This window comes from Flexivirga sp. B27 (genome assembly GCF_052905685.1).
The window spans coordinates 555,750-572,676 of record NZ_JBPYUM010000001.1; the positions used below are offsets into that span (position 1 = coordinate 555,750).

A 16,927-nucleotide genomic window follows, 5' to 3' on the forward strand; every position below is an offset into this window, starting at 1 on the left:
CACTGATCTGAGGCCGGTGACCTCCGCTGACATCGGTGCTCGACACACGAGACGAGTGTCGGTGCCGCACGCTCGCGCGGTGTGAGAGAAGATGATCGGCGCCGAGACCCGGCAGTGGAGCAGCAGGACGTCGAAGGGCAGTAATGGCGCGCAAGAAGACGAGTGACACCGAGTACGTCGATGACGCACAGCAGAACATCATCGACATCGACGTCGATGAGGAGATGCAGGCGGCATACCTCGAGTACGCCTACTCGGTCATCTACTCGCGCGCCATCCCGGACGCCCGCGACGGGCTGAAGCCGGTGCAGCGACGCATCCTCTACGCGATGGACGAGATGCGCCTCTACCCCGAGCGCAATCACGTGAAGTCCTCGCGTGTCGTCGGCGAGGTCATGGGTAAATATCACCCGCACGGTGACTCGGCGATCTACGACGCGATCGTGCGGCAGGCACAGGACTTCACCATGCGTTTGCCGCTCGTGGACGGTCACGGCAACTTCGGCTCGCTCGACAACGGCCCTGCGGCCTCCCGTTACACCGAGGTGCGGCTGGCGCCCGCCGCACTCGAGCTGACCCGGTCGCTGTCCGAGGACACCGTCGACTTCGAGCCCAACTACGACGACAGCGAGCAACAGCCGGTCGTGCTGCCTGCCGCCTTCCCCAACCTGCTGGTCAACGGCGCCAGCGGCATCGCGGTCGGTATGGCGACCAACATGGCACCGCACAACCTCGGCGAGGTCGTGGCGGCGGCGCGGCACCTCATCACGCACCCGGACTGTTCGCTGGACGACCTGATGAAGTTCGTGCCCGGCCCCGACCTGCCGTGCGGTGGCCAGATCGTCGGCTTGGACGGCATCCGGGACGCCTACCTGACAGGGCGCGGTTCGTTCCGCACCCGCGCGACCGCGACCATCGAAAAGCTCACTCCCCGAAAGAAATCCATCGTGGTGACCGAGCTGCCCTACATGGTCGGCGCCGAGAAGGTCATCGAGCGGATGAAGGACCTGGTGCAGGCCAAGAAGCTGCAGGGCATCTCCGACGTCAACGACCTGTCGGACATGAAGGGCATGCGGCTGGTCATCGACGTCAAGAACGGCTTCAACCCCGAGGCGGTGCTGGAGTCGCTCTACAAGCACACTCCGATGGAGGAGTCCTTCGGCATCAACAACGTCGCACTCGTCGAGGGCCAGCCCCGCACCCTGGGGCTGAAGGAACTGCTCACGGTCTATGTCGACTTCCGCATCGACGTCGTGCGCCGGCGCACGAAGTTCCGGTTGCAGAAGGCAACCGACCGGTTGCACCTGGTCAATGGTCTGTTGATCGCGATCCTGGACATCGACGAGGTCATCCAGGTGATCCGCTCCTCCGACGATGCCGAGACCGCGCGCACGCGTCTGCAGCAGGTCTTCGAGCTGGACGAGGTGCAGGCCGACTACATCCTGGAGCTGCGGCTGCGACGGCTGACGAAGTTCAGCCGGCTCGAGCTGGAGAAGGAGCAGGCCGAGTTGCGCGAGCAGATCGCCGCGCTGCAGGCGATCCTGGACGACGAAAAGCTGCTTCGCAAAACGGTTTCCGGCGAGTTGGCCGATGTGGTCAAGACCCATGGGACTCCGCGCCGGACCGTGCTGTTGGAGGGCAACGGGGCTCAGAAGACCGCCGCTGCCGCGACGCCACTCGAAGTGCCCGACGACCCGTGCTGGGTGCTGCTGTCGTCGACCGGGTTGCTCGCGCGCACCACCGATGCCGGACCGCTCACCAGCAGCGGATCCCGCCGCAAGCACGACGTGGTGACCTCGCGGGTGCGTGCCACGGCACGCGGGGACTTCGGTGTGATCACGTCACAGGGACGCATGGTGCGCCTCAACGCGATCGACCTGCCCACGCTGCCGCCGACCAACGACGCGCCGGTCCTGGCGGGCGGAGCGCCGCTGGCGGCATACATCGACCTGGCGAAGGGTGAGCAGCCGCTCTCCCTGGCGTCGCTGTCCGCAGACTCCAAGGGTCTGGCGATCGGCACCGAGCACGGCGTGGTCAAGCGGGTGAATCCGGATTATCCGAGCAAGGACTCGTTCGAGGTCATCTCGCTCAAGGACGGCGACAAGGTCATCGGTGCCGTCGAGGTGCTGACCGGCGACGAGGATCTCGCGTTCATCACCTCCGACGCGCACCTGTTGCGGTATGCCGCCAATCTCGTGCGCCCACAGGGGCGTTCGGGCGGCGGGGTTGCCGGCGTCAAGCTCGGCAAGGACGCCCGTGCGTTGTGGTTCGGCACCGTCGACACGTCAGTGCCCGCCGTTGTGGTGACCGGCGCCGGCGCGTCCGGTGCGCTGCCGGGCACCGGGCCGGAGTCGATCAAGGTCACTCCGTATGACGAGTATCCGACCAAGGGCCGCGCGACCGGTGGTGTCCGTTGCCACCGCTTCCTGCGCGGCGAGGACCAGTTGGTGCTCGCCTGGGCGGGCGCTGCGCCCGCACGTGCCGCCGGCCCGACCGGTGCCGCCGTCGAACTGCCGGCGGCCGACGGCAAGCGCGACGGCAGTGGTGTGCAGCCGGCCGGTCAGGTCGCGGTTGTCGGCGGATCGTTCGCGAGCCCGGCAGCCGACTGACGACTGCTCATTTCCCGGATGCGCGCGTAGTAGTCGCGCATGGTGGGGTCGGTCAGGCGTGGGTCGCCCGGATCCGCGACACCCTGCTCCGCTTCGCGCAGCAGTATTTGGTCCGCGAGGAGCCGGTGCGCGGCATCGGTGCTGACGCTGCCGTGACCGGGGATCACGTAGCCAGCCGCGCCGGCAGCTTGCTCGAGGCATGCGAGTCCGCGCCGGTAGGCGGCCAGGTCGTCCGGCCAGAACGGCAGTGGGACCTCGACATCACTGAGCATGTCGCCCGCGATCAGCACCGCTTGGCGCGGCAGCCACAACGCCGTGTGGCCCGGGGCGTGCCCGTCGTGGATCAGCAGCTCGACGGTGAACCCGTCGGGAACGCACTCGGTCGGCATACGTTCGACGGGCTCGACCCGACCCATCAGGTCTTTGAGGTCTGCCGGGAAGGACGGTCCCAGCGCCTGCTGCAGGCCGTCTCGCTCCTCGCGTGCCAGGGCTGCGGTGCGAGGCGATGCGAGTCGTGGCGCATCGCCGAAGTCGGGATGCCACAACAGGTGGTCGTGGTGCGCGTGGGTGGCGAAACCGCCCATGACCCGCAGACGGCGCTCCCGCAGCTGACGCGCCAGCGAATCGAGTTCGTCGGGGGTCCAGCTCGGGTCGACGAGAAGCGCGTCGTGTCCATCGGTCAGCACCGTGGTGTTGGTCGCCATGATCGTGCTGGTCGCGACCAACACTCCCGGAGTCACCTCCCGCAACTGCGCTGGAGCCTTTGGCGGTTGGGCGTTGGGTGAACTCACGCATCCAAGCGTATTGCCCATCGCCGCACGACTACTCGCGTTCGAGTGCCTGCCGCCACTCGATGTTCCGCAAGGTCCGCGTGATCGGAGATGTCGTCGGTGGTGAGTGCCCCGGCGGCGTGGGAGGTCGACTGCTCGCAGTCAATCCGCCTGTCATCACATAGGTTTCGCCGGCGTCGCCGCCCACGAGGACGTCCGGGTGCTCCTTGACGTAGTTGCACCGCTCGCACAGCCCCTGGCCGTTGCGCTCGCTGGTCGCACCGCCTACCGCACGAGCCACGATGTGGTCGGTATGCCGGATCGGTGCATCGCAGAACGGTGTGCGACAGGTCCGATCTCGTAGTGCGATGAGGTCGGCCAGCAGCCCGGTGTAGCGCCGGGACGACGACTCCATGCCCATCAGATCCCCGGTGTCCGGGTAGGAGAACAACCGACGTAGCTGCGCGACCTTCTCCGGGTCGGACATCCACTCACGGACCAGGTCAGCCGGGACCGGCCCGTAACCGGGCACGTCCGCCGGCACGTCACCGGTCAGCGAGTCGAGCGGCATGATCAGGTTGACGTGGACGTCCGCGCCGTCGGTCGGTGCCCGTCCGGTGACGCGCTCGACGAGAGTGTCCGCCATGACCTGGCCGCGCGGATGCTCAGGAGTGGCAGTTGCGTCGGCCGCCGCCTTCAGCGCGGCGTAGCAGGCGACTCCGTCCTTGACCGGCAGCAACGCAGTCAGCCAGGTCATGCAGTCCGGCGCCGGCCGCAAGCTGACCCGCCGCTCGGACTCGGCCTTCGCACGGCGTGCTGCAATCGCCTCGGGGTCGGCCTGGTAGGCAGCCCGCTGTGCTGCGGCGCGCAGCCGCCGGTGCCCGACCCGACCCAGCTCCGGCTGGACTGCGGCGTCCACCTGCTCGCGGTCCTCGCGAGACAGGCACGCCGTCTCCGCGACGATCCCGGTCGCGTCGTGTTCGCTGATCACCCCGGAGCGCAGCGCCTCGAAGGTGTGCGGCATCTCGTCGACCACCGCGTGCGCAAGGCCGAGCAGTCGTGACCCTTGCTGCGGAGCGCACCGCCGCGCCAGGGCGACCTGCGAGCCGACGACTCGTGCCGTCTCCGCGACTCGGATGCCACGGGACGCGTCCACCGCCCGCTGATGCTCGTGCAACGCGACCGTCGCACGAGCCTGCCGCGCGCTCAGCGCGTTTTTCAGCTCCTCACAGGCGCGGACCTCGTCCAGCAACTCATCCGGTCGGACTGAGCTACCGACCGAGCCCTCAATGGTGCCGCCACCCGAGCCGGAGAGTGAACCATCCAGGCGGTCATGGAACGAGCGCACGGCAGCTGCGTCGACGGCACCATCCGTCGGGTTGAGCAGCTCCTCCAGTGCATCGTACATGTGTTCGAGTATACCTGAATTCTCCTGTCCTGCAATACTTTCCACACTCGGAACTTGTCCACATCCCCTTCGGGCGGCGCTCGGGATGTGGACAACCGCCTCGAGCCGACCGCGCGCTCCGACGCGCATCTCACCCACCTTTCGTAAGGTGGCACGGTGACGCCTGCAGACCACGACACCGAGCACCACGTGACCGCCCACGCCGAGCCACGGCCGCCGTCCGCCTGCTCGATGCAGTGGGAGCAGGCGGAGCTTCCCGCGTGGGGCTCGGCGTCATACGCGCGCTTCTGGGTGTGCTTGGAGCAGAACGGACCGTGGGGCCACAGCGCGATCACCCAGTCACACCTCGATCCGCAGGTCGGCGCCGCACTCGAGCGCGCGAGCGCCGACCACGGCGGACGAATGCTGCTGATCCGCCGACCCGGACTGCACGCGGAGCAGCCGCACCAGGGCGCACACCAGGTGCTCATCGCCGGCTGTCTCGACCGCGAACCGTGGCTACTGACCGGCGAGATCGACGACCCGGCCCAATTGCTCGGCCTGCCCTGGGAGTTGCTGCTCGAGGACGACCCGGACGCGGCGACCGAGCGGTTGCCCGAACTTGAGGAGACCCGCGACCCCGCCCTGCTCATCTGCACCAACGGCAAGCGCGACGTGTGCTGCGCCGTCCGCGGCCGGCCGGTGGCGCTGCAGCTCGCGGCAACGCATCCGGACTCGGTCTGGGAGTGCTCGCACACCGGTGGTCACCGCTTCTCCCCCACCGGCATCGCCTTGCCGTCGGGCCGCACCTACGCCCGGCTGACTTCGCAGCTCGCCGAGCTCGCGCTCGCCGCAGAGCGCCGCCGCGAGGTGCCTGCCGAGCTGGCCGGTCCCACGCACGATCGCGGCCGCAGTTGCTTCCGCGCACCTCTCCAGGTTGCCGAATCCTTCGTCCGCCAGCACATTTCGGAGACCGCGAGCGTCGCCCTGACGGCCACTGGCGCTCAGGCGGCGGACGGCGCCTGGGACTGCGAGGTCACCCACCGCGACGGCCGCACCTGGTCGGTGCGCGTCACGAGCGAGGAGGGTCCGCAGGTGCGCTCCTCGTGCGCGAAGGCACCGGCCCCCAGCAGCGTATGGCGAGCCGGGATGCGGTGATCTCGATACAACTCCGCCGCTGCGCTCCCCCGCCACTCGATCAGCGTCAATACAGCTCCGCCGCTGCGCTCCCCCGCCACTCGATCAGCGTCAATACAGCTCCGCCGCTGCGCTCCCCCGCCACTCGATCAGCGTCAGAGTCTCAGGTGCATCACATGCAGCCCGACGAGCCGACCGTCGGGCAACCGGAAAGCCTCCGGAACCGTCCCGATCACGGTGAATCCCAACGACTTCCACAGCTTGACGGCAACGGTGTTGGACTCCACGACCGCGTTGAACTGGATCGAGTGGAAGCCCTGCGCCCGATGCCAGTCCACGGCATACTCACCGAGCAGTCGGCCGACTCCCCGACCGCGCACCGCAGACCCGACCATGAAGCTCGCCGTGCCGACGTGCGCTCCGGGCCCGGGTCGGTTCGGACCCATATGCGCGCTGCCGAGCACCGAGCCGTCGGCATCGTCCACGGCGACCACTGTGCAGCCCGGCGGCTCCTCCAGCCACATCTCCCGGGCGTCGAGCTCGGGCAGGTCGGCCGGGAACGTGTAGGTCTCACCCACCGCCAGCACCTCTTGCACGATCGGCCAGATCTGCGCCCAATCATCATCAGTTGCCTTGCGAATGCTGGTCATTCGCCAGTTGCTCCGTCGATGGACTGCCGAATGAAGTCTGCGTGTCCGTTGTGCCGGGCGTATTCCTCGATCATGTGGATCATGATCCAGCGCAGCGTGAAAGGCTCCTCCGGCTCACCCGCCGCGCGCACCGACAGCGCATCCAGGCCATCGCCCACGATCGCATTGGCGATCACGCCGTCCGCCACCTGCACACAGTGCTCGTACAGCTCGGCCAACTGCACGGGCGAGTCGTCGAGCGCGGTCCGCCACTCCCAGTCGGGGTCGTTCTCCCAGTCCACCGACGCCCACGGTGCGGATGCGTCAGCGCCGGCGAAGAATTCGTCGAACCAGCTCACCTCGACCAGCGCGAGGTGCTTGATCATCCCGCCGAGCGTCATGTCCGACGGCGGCACCGCGTGCGCCAGTTGCTCACCGGTCAGCCCACCGGTCTTCCACCGGAAGGTGTCGCGGTGATATCGCAGGTAGGCCAGCAGCGTCTCGGCCTCGGTCCCCCGACCCGGCGGGTCCGTCCTGGCGGCCGGGTCGAACTCGGGCGTCGTGTCTGTCGCAGCGCTCATGCCGCAGACAGTAGAAGCAACCGCCGACACCGCGCTATCGAGTTATCGGCGACGTTCGGCCTACCCTTGCCGTATGCCGAGAATCCAGATCGCACAGGACGAGACCGCGGACGAGCTGCTGTCCACCGACCCGTTCGCACTCCTGGTCGGGATGCTCCTCGACCAGCAGTACGGCATGGAGCACGCGTTCCGTGGACCGGCCAAGATCGTCGACAAGCTGGGCACTCTCGACCCGGGCGAGATCGCGGCCCAGGACCCGGAGAAGTTCGCCGACCTGTGCTCGACAACACCCGCCATCCACCGCTACGCCCGATCCATGGCCGGCCGGGTCCAGCAGCTCGCGCAGCTGGTCGTCGACGACTATGACGGTGACGCGTCCCGCATCTGGAGCACCGCGGGCAGCACCAAGGAGCTGCTCAAGCGCCTCAAGGCGCTCCCCGGGTATGGCGACCAGAAGGCCCGGATCTTCGCGGCGCTGCTCGGCAAGCAGCTCGACGTCACACCGGACGGCTGGCGCGAGGAGATCGGCCCGTATGCCGAGGTCGGCTCCTTCCGGTCGGTCGCGGACGTCGTCGACGATGCCTCGTTGCAGAAGGTCCGCGAGTTCAAGAAGGCTGCGAAAGCGGCGGCCAAGGCCGCCAAGTGACGGCACCGCACGACCTGCCCGAGTGGGTGCTCTGGCAGCAGCGGCCGTTCCCCGACGCCAACCTGTTGCTACTGACCGGACGTGAATCCGCCCTGGTGGACAGCGGATTCGTCGGTCACGCACTGGAGACCGCCGAGTGGGCCGAGGCCCATGCGCCAAACCTCTCGCTCGTGGTCAACACGCACTGGCATGCCGACCACGTGGGCGGTAACGGCCTGTTGCAGTCCCGCGGTGTGGGCATCGCTGCCAGCACCCACGACGCCGACTCGGTGCAGCGCCGGGACCCGGGTTGCTGTGTCGCTGAATACCTCGATCAACCGGTTGCGGCATACACCGTCGATCAGCCGCTCGACGACGGTCAGTTGCTTCGCCTCGGTGCAGCGGACTGGGAAGTCGTCGCGACCCCGGGGCACACCCCCGGCCACCTCACGTTGTGGCAGCCGGACGAGCGGCTGCTCGTCGTCGGCGACACGTTGTCCGACTACGACGTCGGCTGGGTCAACCTGGCGCTGGACGGTCCGGACGTGGCGCGCACCGCCCTGCAGTCGCTGGAGCGTCTGGTCGACCTGGACCCGCGGGTCCTGCTCACCGCGCACGGGCCCATGCCGCAGGACACCGGCGCGGCCCTTGCCAACGCGCACCGGCGCGCCCGGCGGCTGGTCGACGACCCCGACGGCGCGGTCTGGTATGGCGCGCGCCGCGTCTTCGCCTATGCCCTGATGATCCGCGGCGGCATACCGACCGACCAGGTCGAGTCGTATCTGGCGGCACGTGCCTGGTTGCAGGACGCCGCAAAACTCCTGGGCCGAGGTGTCGAGGACCTCACCGAAGAGCTCGTCAGCGGCATGCTCGATGCCGGGGCAATCGAGGTTCGCGACAGACGCCTGCGCGCGGCCGCCCCTCACGCCGCAGTGGATCCGCAGACGCTGCGCATCCCGTTCCCCCGGCACTGGTAGTCCGCCGGACACCCCCGGCTATCGTTGGGCGGCATGGACGTGCGGGCCGAGGTGACCACCGAGCCGTTCCAGGGTGAAGGCGAGCTCCCGTCCCATGTGCGCGCCGTGGCGGACGCCCTCCGGTCCGGCGGTCTCGAGCCCGATCTCGGACCTCTCGGCACGTCGGTCAGCGGAGCTGCGGACACCGTCCTACCCGCCTTGTCGGCTGCGCTGCACGACGCGTTGGCCGTCGGAGCCACGCGGGTGAGCCTGCAGATCGAGCAGATCGATGAGTGAGGCGGCCGACACGACGGCAGCCACGGACCTGGCGACCGCGCTGCAGCCGTTGCTGAGCCGCGTCGGCGCCGTTGTCGTCGACGGCGAGCCCGACACCGCCGACATCCCGATCACTGTCCAGGACACCACCATTCACGTGCGGGTCCGCGACGACCATGACCTGTCCGACGGCCTCGCCCGGCTGATCCGGACCGTCGAGCACGAGCTCGGCGGGCACCTCGCCCAGCTGCCGCGATCGCAGAAGCAGCACGCGGTCCGGCTGCTCGAGGAGCGTGGTGCCTTCGAGATGCGGCACTCCGCCGAGACCGTTGCGGAGGCGATGGGTATGTCGCGCTTCACCATCTACAACTACCTGAACCGCATCCGCGTCGACAGGTGATCGGCTCCCGGAGGTCGAGCCCCGGACCGGACCCGGGAAAACGGATTCAATTCAACAAAATGTTGACTTACCGTTGACTTGATGTGAGCCAAGCCATACGCTCGTCGGCACGCGATTGAGTTCCATCTTGTGAAACTTGCATTCCGTATAAGCGAATTTAACGCATGACCAGCGGAATCTCCCCGGCCGGGCCGCCGAAGCGCGAAAATGCCCTTGCCACCACTCCATTGATGTCCCCCCTGGACTTCTGGAAGGACCGCTCGCAATGTCCGCTGCCACAGCCGAGGAAGTGCGCCCACGCGCAAAGCACCCTGTCGACGAAGTGCTCCCAGCCGGCCAACTGGCCGTCTACGGTCTCCAGCACGTGCTGGCGTTCTACGCCGGCGCGGTCATCGTGCCGATTCTGCTCGCCGGCGCGATCGGGCTGACCCAGGATCAGCTGATCCACCTGATCAATGCCGACCTGTTCACCTGCGGCATCGCCTCGCTGCTGCAGGCGATCGGCTTCTGGAAGGTCGGTGTCCGGTTGCCGCTGCTGCAGGGCGTCACCTTCACCGCGGTCTCGCCGATGATCATCATCGGCGTCAACGCCGGCGGCGGGGTCGACGGCCTGCTGACCATCTACGGCGCGGTGCTCGTGTCGGGTGTCGTGACGTTCCTGCTGGCGCCGTACTTCGGCAAGATCGTCCGCTTCTTCCCGCCGGTCGTCACCGGTTCGGTCATCACGGTGATCGGCTTCTCGTTGCTGCCCGTCGCCGCCGGTGACGCACTGCTGCGCTGGGATCCCAAGACCCACTCCTACAGCGCATCGGTGCTGAGCCAGGACGCGAACGGCAACTTCCACCTGGCCGCCGGCGGCTGGAAGACGCTCTGCCTCGCGCTCGGCACGGTGCTGTTCATCGTCGTGATCCAGCGCCTCTTCCGCGGTTTCATCCAGACGATCGCCGTGCTGCTCGGCCTGGCCATCGGCACTGCCGTCGCGTGGTTCGCCGGTGAAGCCCACTTCGACTCGGTCAGCAGCTCCAGCTGGCTCGGGGTCACCACACCGTTCCACTTCGGTATGCCGAAATTCGCTCTCGCAGCGATCATTTCGATGGTCCTGGTCATGCTCGTCACGATGGTCGAAACGACCGGTGACGTCTTCGCGACGGCCGAGATCGTCGGCAAGCGCGTGGACGGCGAGGACGTGTCCCGGGCGCTGCGCGCCGACGGGCTGGCCACCTTCATCGGCGGCGTCCTGAACTCCTTCCCCTACACGTGTTTCGCCGAGAACGTCGGACTGGTGCGACTCACCCGGATCAAGAGCAGGTATGTCGTGGCGACGGCCGCGGTCTTCATGATCATCCTCGGCCTGCTGCCGAAGGCGGGCGCGCTCGTCGCCGGCATACCGGCCAGCGTCCTTGGCGGCGCCGGCCTGGCGATGTTCGCCACCGTCGCAGTGGTCGGCATCCAGACGCTCGGCAAGGTCGACTTCAACGACCACCGCAACGGCATCATCGTGGCGACCTCCCTGGGTCTGGCGATGCTGGTGACCGCCGAGCCGGGCGTCTCGACGCTGCTGCCGAAGGACTACCAGGTCTTCCTGGGCTCCGGCATCACCATCGGGTCGATCGCCGCGTTCGTCCTCTACATGGTCTTCTTCCACGTCGGCAAGAGCCGAGGCGCGGCCATCGCGACCACCGCAAGTGGTTCGGTCATCGGCCTGGCCCAGATCAACGCGATGTCCAAGAAGGAGTTCGTGAGCACCTTCGAGCCGCTCTTCCAGGGCAACACCTGGATCATCGAGGACGCCTACGCGCAGCGCCCCTTCGAGGACACCCAGGACCTGCGCGCGTCGTTCCAGGAGGCGTTGTTCTCCGCATCCGACGAGAAGCAGCGCTCGCTGATCGCCAGCTACCCGGACCTGGGCAGCATCGAGGTCGCGGACGGCGAGGTCGGTGCGGCGTCCAGCCGGGATCGCGCCGCGATCATGCTCAGCCAGCTGCGTGACGACGAGCGCGAGGAGCTGTCGACACTGACCGCGGCATACCGCGAGAAGTTCGGCTTCCCGCTGATCACCTGTGTCCGCGAAACTGCGTCGGTGGAGCAACTGGTGGCGCAGGCCGCCGTCCGGCTGGAGAACTCCCGCCAGCAGGAGCTGGTGACCGCACTGCTGGAGAGCGCGAAGATCGCCGGGCACCGCTTCGACGACCTGGTCGCCGAAGCCGACCCGATCAACACCGCGCGCAGCCGAATGGCGACGACACCATGAGCGGTCACCAGGTCACCGTGATCTCCGGCGCGACCGTCGTCACGATGGATCAGGAGCGCCATGAGTACCCCGTCGGCCACGTGGTGGTCGACGGGGGGCGGGTCCGGTCGGTCTCCCCCGGCCCGTATGTCGGCACCCGCGACGACGTCGAGGTCATCGACGCCACCGGCTGCGTCGTCACGCCCGGGCTGGTCAACACCCACCACCACCTCTATCAGTGGGCGACCCGCGGGTATGCCGTGGACGCAACGCTCTTCGAGTGGCTGACCGAGCTCTACCCGATCTGGGGCAACCTCGACGAAGACATCATCCGGCGGGCCGGCGCCGCCGCGATCGGGCAGCTGGCCAGGTCCGGCTGCACGACCGTGATGGACCACCACTACGTCTTCCCTCGCGATGGCGGTGACCTGCTCGGCGCCGAGATCGCCGCGGCTGCGGAAGTGGGTGTGCGCTTCTTCGCCACCCGCGGCTCGATGGACCTCGGCGAGTCGGACGGCGGATTGCCGCCGGACCACGTCGTGGAGTCCATCGACGAGATCCTGCGCGGCACCGCAGCGGCAATCGATCGCCACCACGACCCGTCGCCGGACTCGCTCGTCCGGGTCGGGGTCGCGCCCTGCTCGCCCTTCTCGGTGACCGCCGACCTGCTGCGCGAGGCTGCCGCTCTCGCACGCGATCGCGGGGTGCGCCTGCACACCCACGTGGCCGAGACCGTCGACGAGGAGGACTTCTGTCGCGAACGCTTCGGACAGTCACCCATCGACTACATGGAGTCGCTGGGCTGGCTCGGTCCGGACGTGTGGTTCGCACACGGCATCCACTTCGACGACAACGCGATCCGGACGCTGGCCCGCACCGGCACCGGTGTCGCGCACTGTCCGTCGTCCAACGCCCGCCTGGGTGCCGGCATCTGCCGCACCCGGGATCTGCTGGACGCGGGCGTCCCGGTCGGCCTCGGCGTGGACGGAGCTGCGTCCAACGAGGCGACGTCGTTGCTGGAGGAAGCCCGGCACGCACTGCTCTTTGCGCGGGCGACCGGCGGGCCGACCGCTCTCGGCGTACGCCAGGCCCTCGAGGCCGCCACGCTCGGCGGCGCACGGTTGCTGGGCTGGGACGACCAGATCGGGTCGCTGGAGCCGGGCAAGCAGGCCGACATCGCCGTATGGCGCACGGACACGATGGCACACGCCGGCATCGCGGACCCGGTCGCCGGACTCGTGCTGGGCACACCGCCCCCATTGGAGCTCAGCCTGGTCGCCGGTCGACCGCTCGTCCGAAAGGGCCGACTCGCCCGGGTCGACGAGGCCACGCTGGCCGCCGGTGCCGCCGAGGCGTCCACCCGGATCGAGCACCCGCCACGCGTCCTGCCACGCGTCTGAATGCCACCTGAATCCTTGTTCAACAAATTGTTGAGCCGTAGAATTGAGCGCGTTGCGCTCGCCGGCTCGAAAGGAGTCGCTGATGACTGACCCTGCCTCCGCGTTGGGCGTGACCGTCAACGGGCGGGCACACGAATTCTCCGATGCCCCACACACCAACCTGCTGGATTGGTTGCGTTCCGAGGGCCTGACCGGGGCCAAAGAGGGCTGCGCCGAGGGCGAGTGCGGCGCGTGCTCGGTGCTCGTGGCCCGGCCGGACGGTGAGCACACCCGCTGGACCGCGGTGAACGCCTGCCTGCCTCCGGCTGCCGCCTTCGCCGGGCAGGAGATCGTCACCGCCGAGGGCCTCGGCAGCGCCGAAGCGCTGCACCCGGTGCAGCAGGAGATGGCGGTGCGCGGCGGATCCCAGTGTGGTTACTGCACACCGGGATTCGTCTGCAGTATGGCGGCCGAGTACTACCGCCCCGACCGCGCAGCATGCGACCACGCCGACAGCGAACACGGAGCGAACGGCTTCGACCTGCACGCGCTCTCCGGCAACCTCTGTCGCTGCACCGGCTACCGGCCGATCCGCGATGCGGCATACGCCTTGGGTGACGTGCCGTCCGACGACGCGCTCGGCGCTCGTCGCGACACGTCTGCGCCGGATGCCCAGCCGACGTCATACGAGAGGGGCGGCCGGCGGTTCGTCCGACCGGAGTCGCTCGCCGAGACCCTCCAGATCCTGCGGGACGACCCCGACGCGGTGCCGGTCGCGGGCAGCACCGACTGGGGCGTCGACGTCAACATCAAGTCCACCCGGGCCGACCTCGTCGTCGGCATCGACCGGCTTCCCGAGCTGCGCACCTTCGAGGAGACCGGGTCGTATGTCGAGCTCGGCGCCGCGCTCACCCTCAGCGAGATCGAGCAGCGTCTGGACGGCCGGATCCCCTTGCTGGCGCAGCTCTTCCCGCAGTTCGCGTCCCGGCTGATCCGCAACGGCGCCACCATCGGCGGCAACCTCGGCACCGGCTCGCCCATCGGCGACACACCGCCGGCTCTGCTCGCGCTCGAGGCCGACCTGGTGCTCGCCGGCCCCGACGGCACGCGGGTCGTGGCGCTCGCCGACTACTTCACCGGATACCGGCAGACGGTGTGCGCCGCGGATGAGCTGATCAAGGCCGTGCGGATCCCACTGCCACTGGCCGGCATCACGGCGTTCCACAAGATCGCCAAGCGTCGCTTCGACGACATCTCCAGCGTGGCGGTCGGCTACGCCATCGACGTCGCGGACGGCATCGTCCGCAAGGCGCGCATCGGACTCGGCGGCGTCGCTGCCACTCCCCTGCGAGCCACGGCCGTCGAGGCTGCGCTGGAGGGCAACCCGTGGACGGCCGACACCGTCCGCTCCGCCGCGAGAGTGCTGCAGGAGGAAGGCACCCCGCTGGACGACCACCGCGCCAGCAGCAAATATCGCCGGGCCATGCTCGGCACCTCCCTGCGCAAGTTGTATGCCGAGTCGACCACCGAGGAAGGTGTGGCATGAGCGAGCTGTCCCAACGTCCCGCCAATCCCGCTGTCGGAGAGACGATCCCGCACGAGGACGCCGTCGGCCACGTGACCGGCGCCGCGCTCTACACCGACGACCTGGTGGGCCGCACGAAGGACCTGTTGCACGCCTATCCCGTGCCCGCTCCGCACGCCCACGCGCGCGTGACACGCATCGACACGGCGGCGGCATACGAGGTGCCCGGTGTCGTCCGCGTGCTGACCGCCGACGACGTGCCCGGAGTGAACGACTCGAACATCAACCATGACGAGCCGCTCTTCCCGACCGAGGTCATGTTCTACGGACACCCGGTGTGCTGGGTGCTCGGCGAGAGCCTGGAGGCGGCCCGATTGGGCGCCGCAGCGGTCGAGGTCGACTACGAGGAACTGCCGTCCATCGTGACGATCCCCGAGGCGATCGCCGCGGGCAGCTTCCAGGGGCGCGCGCCGACCGTGTCGCGCGGTGATGTCGACGCCGGTATGACGGCAGCCACCCATGTCTTCAGCGGCACCTGGGAGGCGTCCGGCCAGGAGCAGTTCTACCTGGAGACCCAGGCGTCCATCGCGTATGTCGACGAGGCCGGTCAGGTCTTCATCCACTCCAGCACACAGAACCCCAGCGAGACCCAGGAGATCACCGCGCACGTGCTCGGAGTCAGCTCCTCGGAGGTCACCGTCCAATGCCTCCGGATGGGAGGCGGATTCGGCGGGAAGGAGACCCAGGCCAACGGGTATGCCGCGATCGCCGCACTCGGCGCCACGCTCACCGGCCGCCCGGTGCGCGTGCGACTCAACCGCAACCAGGACATCCAGTTCACCGGCAAGCGACCCGACTTCCTGTCCACCTGGGAGGCCGGCTTCGACGACGAGGGACACCTGCTGGCGCTCAAGGTGGTCTTCACCGCCGACGGCGGTTGGAGCCTCGACCTGATGCAGCCGGTACTGTCGCGGGCGCTGTGCCACGTCGACAACGCCTACTGGATCCCCAACATCCGGGCGCACGGTCGCATCGCGAAGACCAACCGGACCTCGCACACCGCGTTCCGCGGCTTCGGCGGCCCACAGGGCATGCTGCTCACCGAGAACATCCTCAGCACCGTCGCACCGAAACTGGGCCTGACCGGCGAAGAGATCCGGCAACGCAACTTCTACCGGTCCGCCGACCAGACGACGCCGTACGGCCAGCGGGTGCGGCAGATCGAACGACTGCACCAGATCTGGGACGAGGTGCTCACCGAGAGCGACTTCGCCGCCCGGCAGCAGGAGATCGAGCGGTTCAACGCCACGCACGAGCACACCAAGCGCGCCATCGCGGCGACGCCGGTGAAGTTCGGCATCTCCTTCAACAAGAGCTCGATGAACCAGGGCGGCGCGCTCGTCCTCGTCTACAAGGACGGCTCGGTGCTGGTCAATCACGGCGGCACCGAGATGGGCCAGGGTCTGCACACCAAGATGCTGCAGGTGGCAGCAACCGCACTCGGCCTGCCGCTGTCCAAGGTCCGGCTGGCGCCGACCCGCACCGACAAGGTGCCCAACACCTCCGCGACGTCGGCCAGCACCGGCGCCGATCTCAACGGTGGCGCGGTCAAGCACGCCTGCGACCAGATCCGCGACCGGCTCGCGGTCGTCGCCGGAGGAATTCTCGGCGTGCCACCGTCGGACGTGCGGTTCGTCGACGGCACCGCATACGGGCTGAACAGCGAGCACCAGCCGATCCCGTGGGACGAACTGGTGCACACCGCCTACCTGCAGCGCATCCAGCTGCACGCCGCCGGCTACTACCGCACCGAAGGCCTCGAGTGGAACGAAGAGACCTACCAGGGCTCGCCGTTCAAGTACTTCTCGTATGGCGCCGCGGTCGCCGAGGTGGAGGTCGACGGTTTCACCGGCGCCTACCGCACCCGGCGCGTCGACATCGTGCACGACGTCGGTGACAGTCTGTCGCCGCTGATCGACAAGGGACAGATCGAGGGCGCCTTCGTGCAGGGTGCCGGCTGGCTGACGTTGGAGGACCAGCGCTGGGACGCCGGCGACGGCCCCGCACGCGGTCGCTTGTCCACGCAGGCCGCGAGCACCTACAAGCTGCCGAGCTTCTCCGAGATGCCCGAGGTCTTCAACGTCACGATGTTCGAGAACGCCACCGAAGAGGGTGCGATCTACGGCTCGAAGGCCGTCGGGGAACCACCGCTGATGCTGCCCTTCTCGGTCCGTGAGGCGCTGCGCACGGCTGCCGCGGCATTCGGTCCGGCTGGGACCAGCGTGCACCTGGCGTCGCCCGCGACTCCGGAAGCGGTCTATTGGGCCATCGAGTCCGCACGCGACGCGAACTCCGACGGCGTTGCGCCGCAGCAGATTCCGGACGTCGTGAGCGACACGCAACCTGTCCCTTCAGGAGTATGA

Annotated in this window: 14 protein-coding genes; 10 read left to right on the forward strand and 4 right to left on the reverse strand. The window is 68.4% G+C overall.

The genetic code is table 11. The annotated features are described in order from the left end of the window. Window positions 1–143: 143 nt before the first annotated feature. On the forward strand, window positions 144–2,609 hold the full coding sequence (locus tag ACSZL9_RS02680) for a DNA gyrase/topoisomerase IV subunit A (protein ID WP_446663917.1): 2,466 nt from the start codon (window positions 144–146) through the stop codon (window positions 2,607–2,609). Here ACSZL9_RS02680 and ACSZL9_RS02685 read toward each other — a convergent pair. Continuing rightward, a complete protein-coding gene (locus tag ACSZL9_RS02685) occupies window positions 2,561–3,400 on the reverse strand; it encodes an MBL fold metallo-hydrolase (protein ID WP_446663918.1) in 840 nt (279 codons plus the stop codon). The two genes, ACSZL9_RS02680 and ACSZL9_RS02685, sit on opposite strands and share 49 nt — an antisense overlap. A 31-nt stretch (window positions 3,401–3,431) precedes the next feature. Then, complete coding sequence (locus ACSZL9_RS02690) at window positions 3,432–4,787, reverse strand: DUF222 domain-containing protein (RefSeq protein WP_446663919.1); 1,356 nt, start codon at window positions 4,785–4,787, stop codon at window positions 3,432–3,434. Between the two features lie 156 nt (window positions 4,788–4,943). On the opposite strand from ACSZL9_RS02690, the gene ACSZL9_RS02695 reads away from it, so the two are divergent. After that, window positions 4,944–5,924, forward strand: a complete 981-nt coding sequence (locus ACSZL9_RS02695) for a sucrase ferredoxin (protein ID WP_446663920.1) — start codon at window positions 4,944–4,946, stop codon at window positions 5,922–5,924. Between the two features lie 134 nt (window positions 5,925–6,058). Here the strand turns inward: ACSZL9_RS02695 and ACSZL9_RS02700 are convergent, their stop codons facing one another. Together ACSZL9_RS02700 and ACSZL9_RS02705 are read right to left on the reverse strand one after the other, a co-directional pair. After that, window positions 6,059–6,553 (reverse strand): N-acetyltransferase family protein, encoded by a 495-nt coding sequence (locus ACSZL9_RS02700; RefSeq protein WP_446663921.1) that lies wholly within the window; start codon window positions 6,551–6,553, stop codon window positions 6,059–6,061. After that, window positions 6,550–7,113 (reverse strand): DinB family protein, encoded by a 564-nt coding sequence (locus tag ACSZL9_RS02705; RefSeq protein ID WP_446663922.1) that lies wholly within the window; start codon window positions 7,111–7,113, stop codon window positions 6,550–6,552. The genes ACSZL9_RS02700 and ACSZL9_RS02705 overlap by 4 nt, the downstream gene beginning before the upstream one ends. A gap of 73 nt (window positions 7,114–7,186) precedes the next feature. On the opposite strand from ACSZL9_RS02705, the gene ACSZL9_RS02710 reads away from it, so the two are divergent. The 8 genes from ACSZL9_RS02710 to xdhB all read left to right on the forward strand — a co-directional run bounded on the left by ACSZL9_RS02710 (window position 7,187) and on the right by xdhB (window position 16,927). Then, a complete protein-coding gene (locus ACSZL9_RS02710) occupies window positions 7,187–7,759 on the forward strand; it encodes an HhH-GPD-type base excision DNA repair protein (protein ID WP_446663923.1) in 573 nt (190 codons plus the stop codon). After that, entirely contained in the window at window positions 7,756–8,715 is a 960-nt protein-coding gene (locus ACSZL9_RS02715) for an MBL fold metallo-hydrolase (RefSeq protein ID WP_446663924.1), read from the forward strand. The genes ACSZL9_RS02710 and ACSZL9_RS02715 overlap by 4 nt, the downstream gene beginning before the upstream one ends. Before the next feature lie 33 nt (window positions 8,716–8,748). Then, window positions 8,749–8,991 (forward strand): thiamine-binding protein, encoded by a 243-nt coding sequence (locus ACSZL9_RS02720; RefSeq protein ID WP_446663925.1) that lies wholly within the window; start codon window positions 8,749–8,751, stop codon window positions 8,989–8,991. Further along, on the forward strand, window positions 8,984–9,370 hold the full coding sequence (locus ACSZL9_RS02725) for a helix-turn-helix domain-containing protein (RefSeq protein ID WP_446663926.1): 387 nt from the start codon (window positions 8,984–8,986) through the stop codon (window positions 9,368–9,370). Before ACSZL9_RS02720 ends, ACSZL9_RS02725 begins: the two co-directional genes overlap by 8 nt. 265 nt (window positions 9,371–9,635) lie before the next feature. Next, entirely contained in the window at window positions 9,636–11,621 is a 1,986-nt protein-coding gene (gene uraD, locus ACSZL9_RS02730) for a 2-oxo-4-hydroxy-4-carboxy-5-ureidoimidazoline decarboxylase (RefSeq protein ID WP_446663927.1), read from the forward strand. Beyond that, window positions 11,618–13,000, forward strand: coding sequence for an 8-oxoguanine deaminase (locus ACSZL9_RS02735; RefSeq protein ID WP_446663928.1), 1,383 nt, complete (start codon window positions 11,618–11,620; stop codon window positions 12,998–13,000). Before uraD ends, ACSZL9_RS02735 begins: the two co-directional genes overlap by 4 nt. An 82-nt stretch (window positions 13,001–13,082) precedes the next feature. Continuing rightward, window positions 13,083–14,525 carry a xanthine dehydrogenase small subunit gene (locus ACSZL9_RS02740; protein WP_446663929.1) on the forward strand — a complete coding sequence of 481 codons (1,443 nt, stop codon included), beginning with the start codon at window positions 13,083–13,085 and terminating at the stop codon, window positions 14,523–14,525. Continuing rightward, the gene (gene xdhB / locus ACSZL9_RS02745; protein WP_446663930.1) at window positions 14,522–16,927 is read left to right on the forward strand and encodes a xanthine dehydrogenase molybdopterin binding subunit; all 2,406 of its coding nucleotides are present in this window, start codon (window positions 14,522–14,524) and stop codon (window positions 16,925–16,927) included. The genes ACSZL9_RS02740 and xdhB overlap by 4 nt, the downstream gene beginning before the upstream one ends.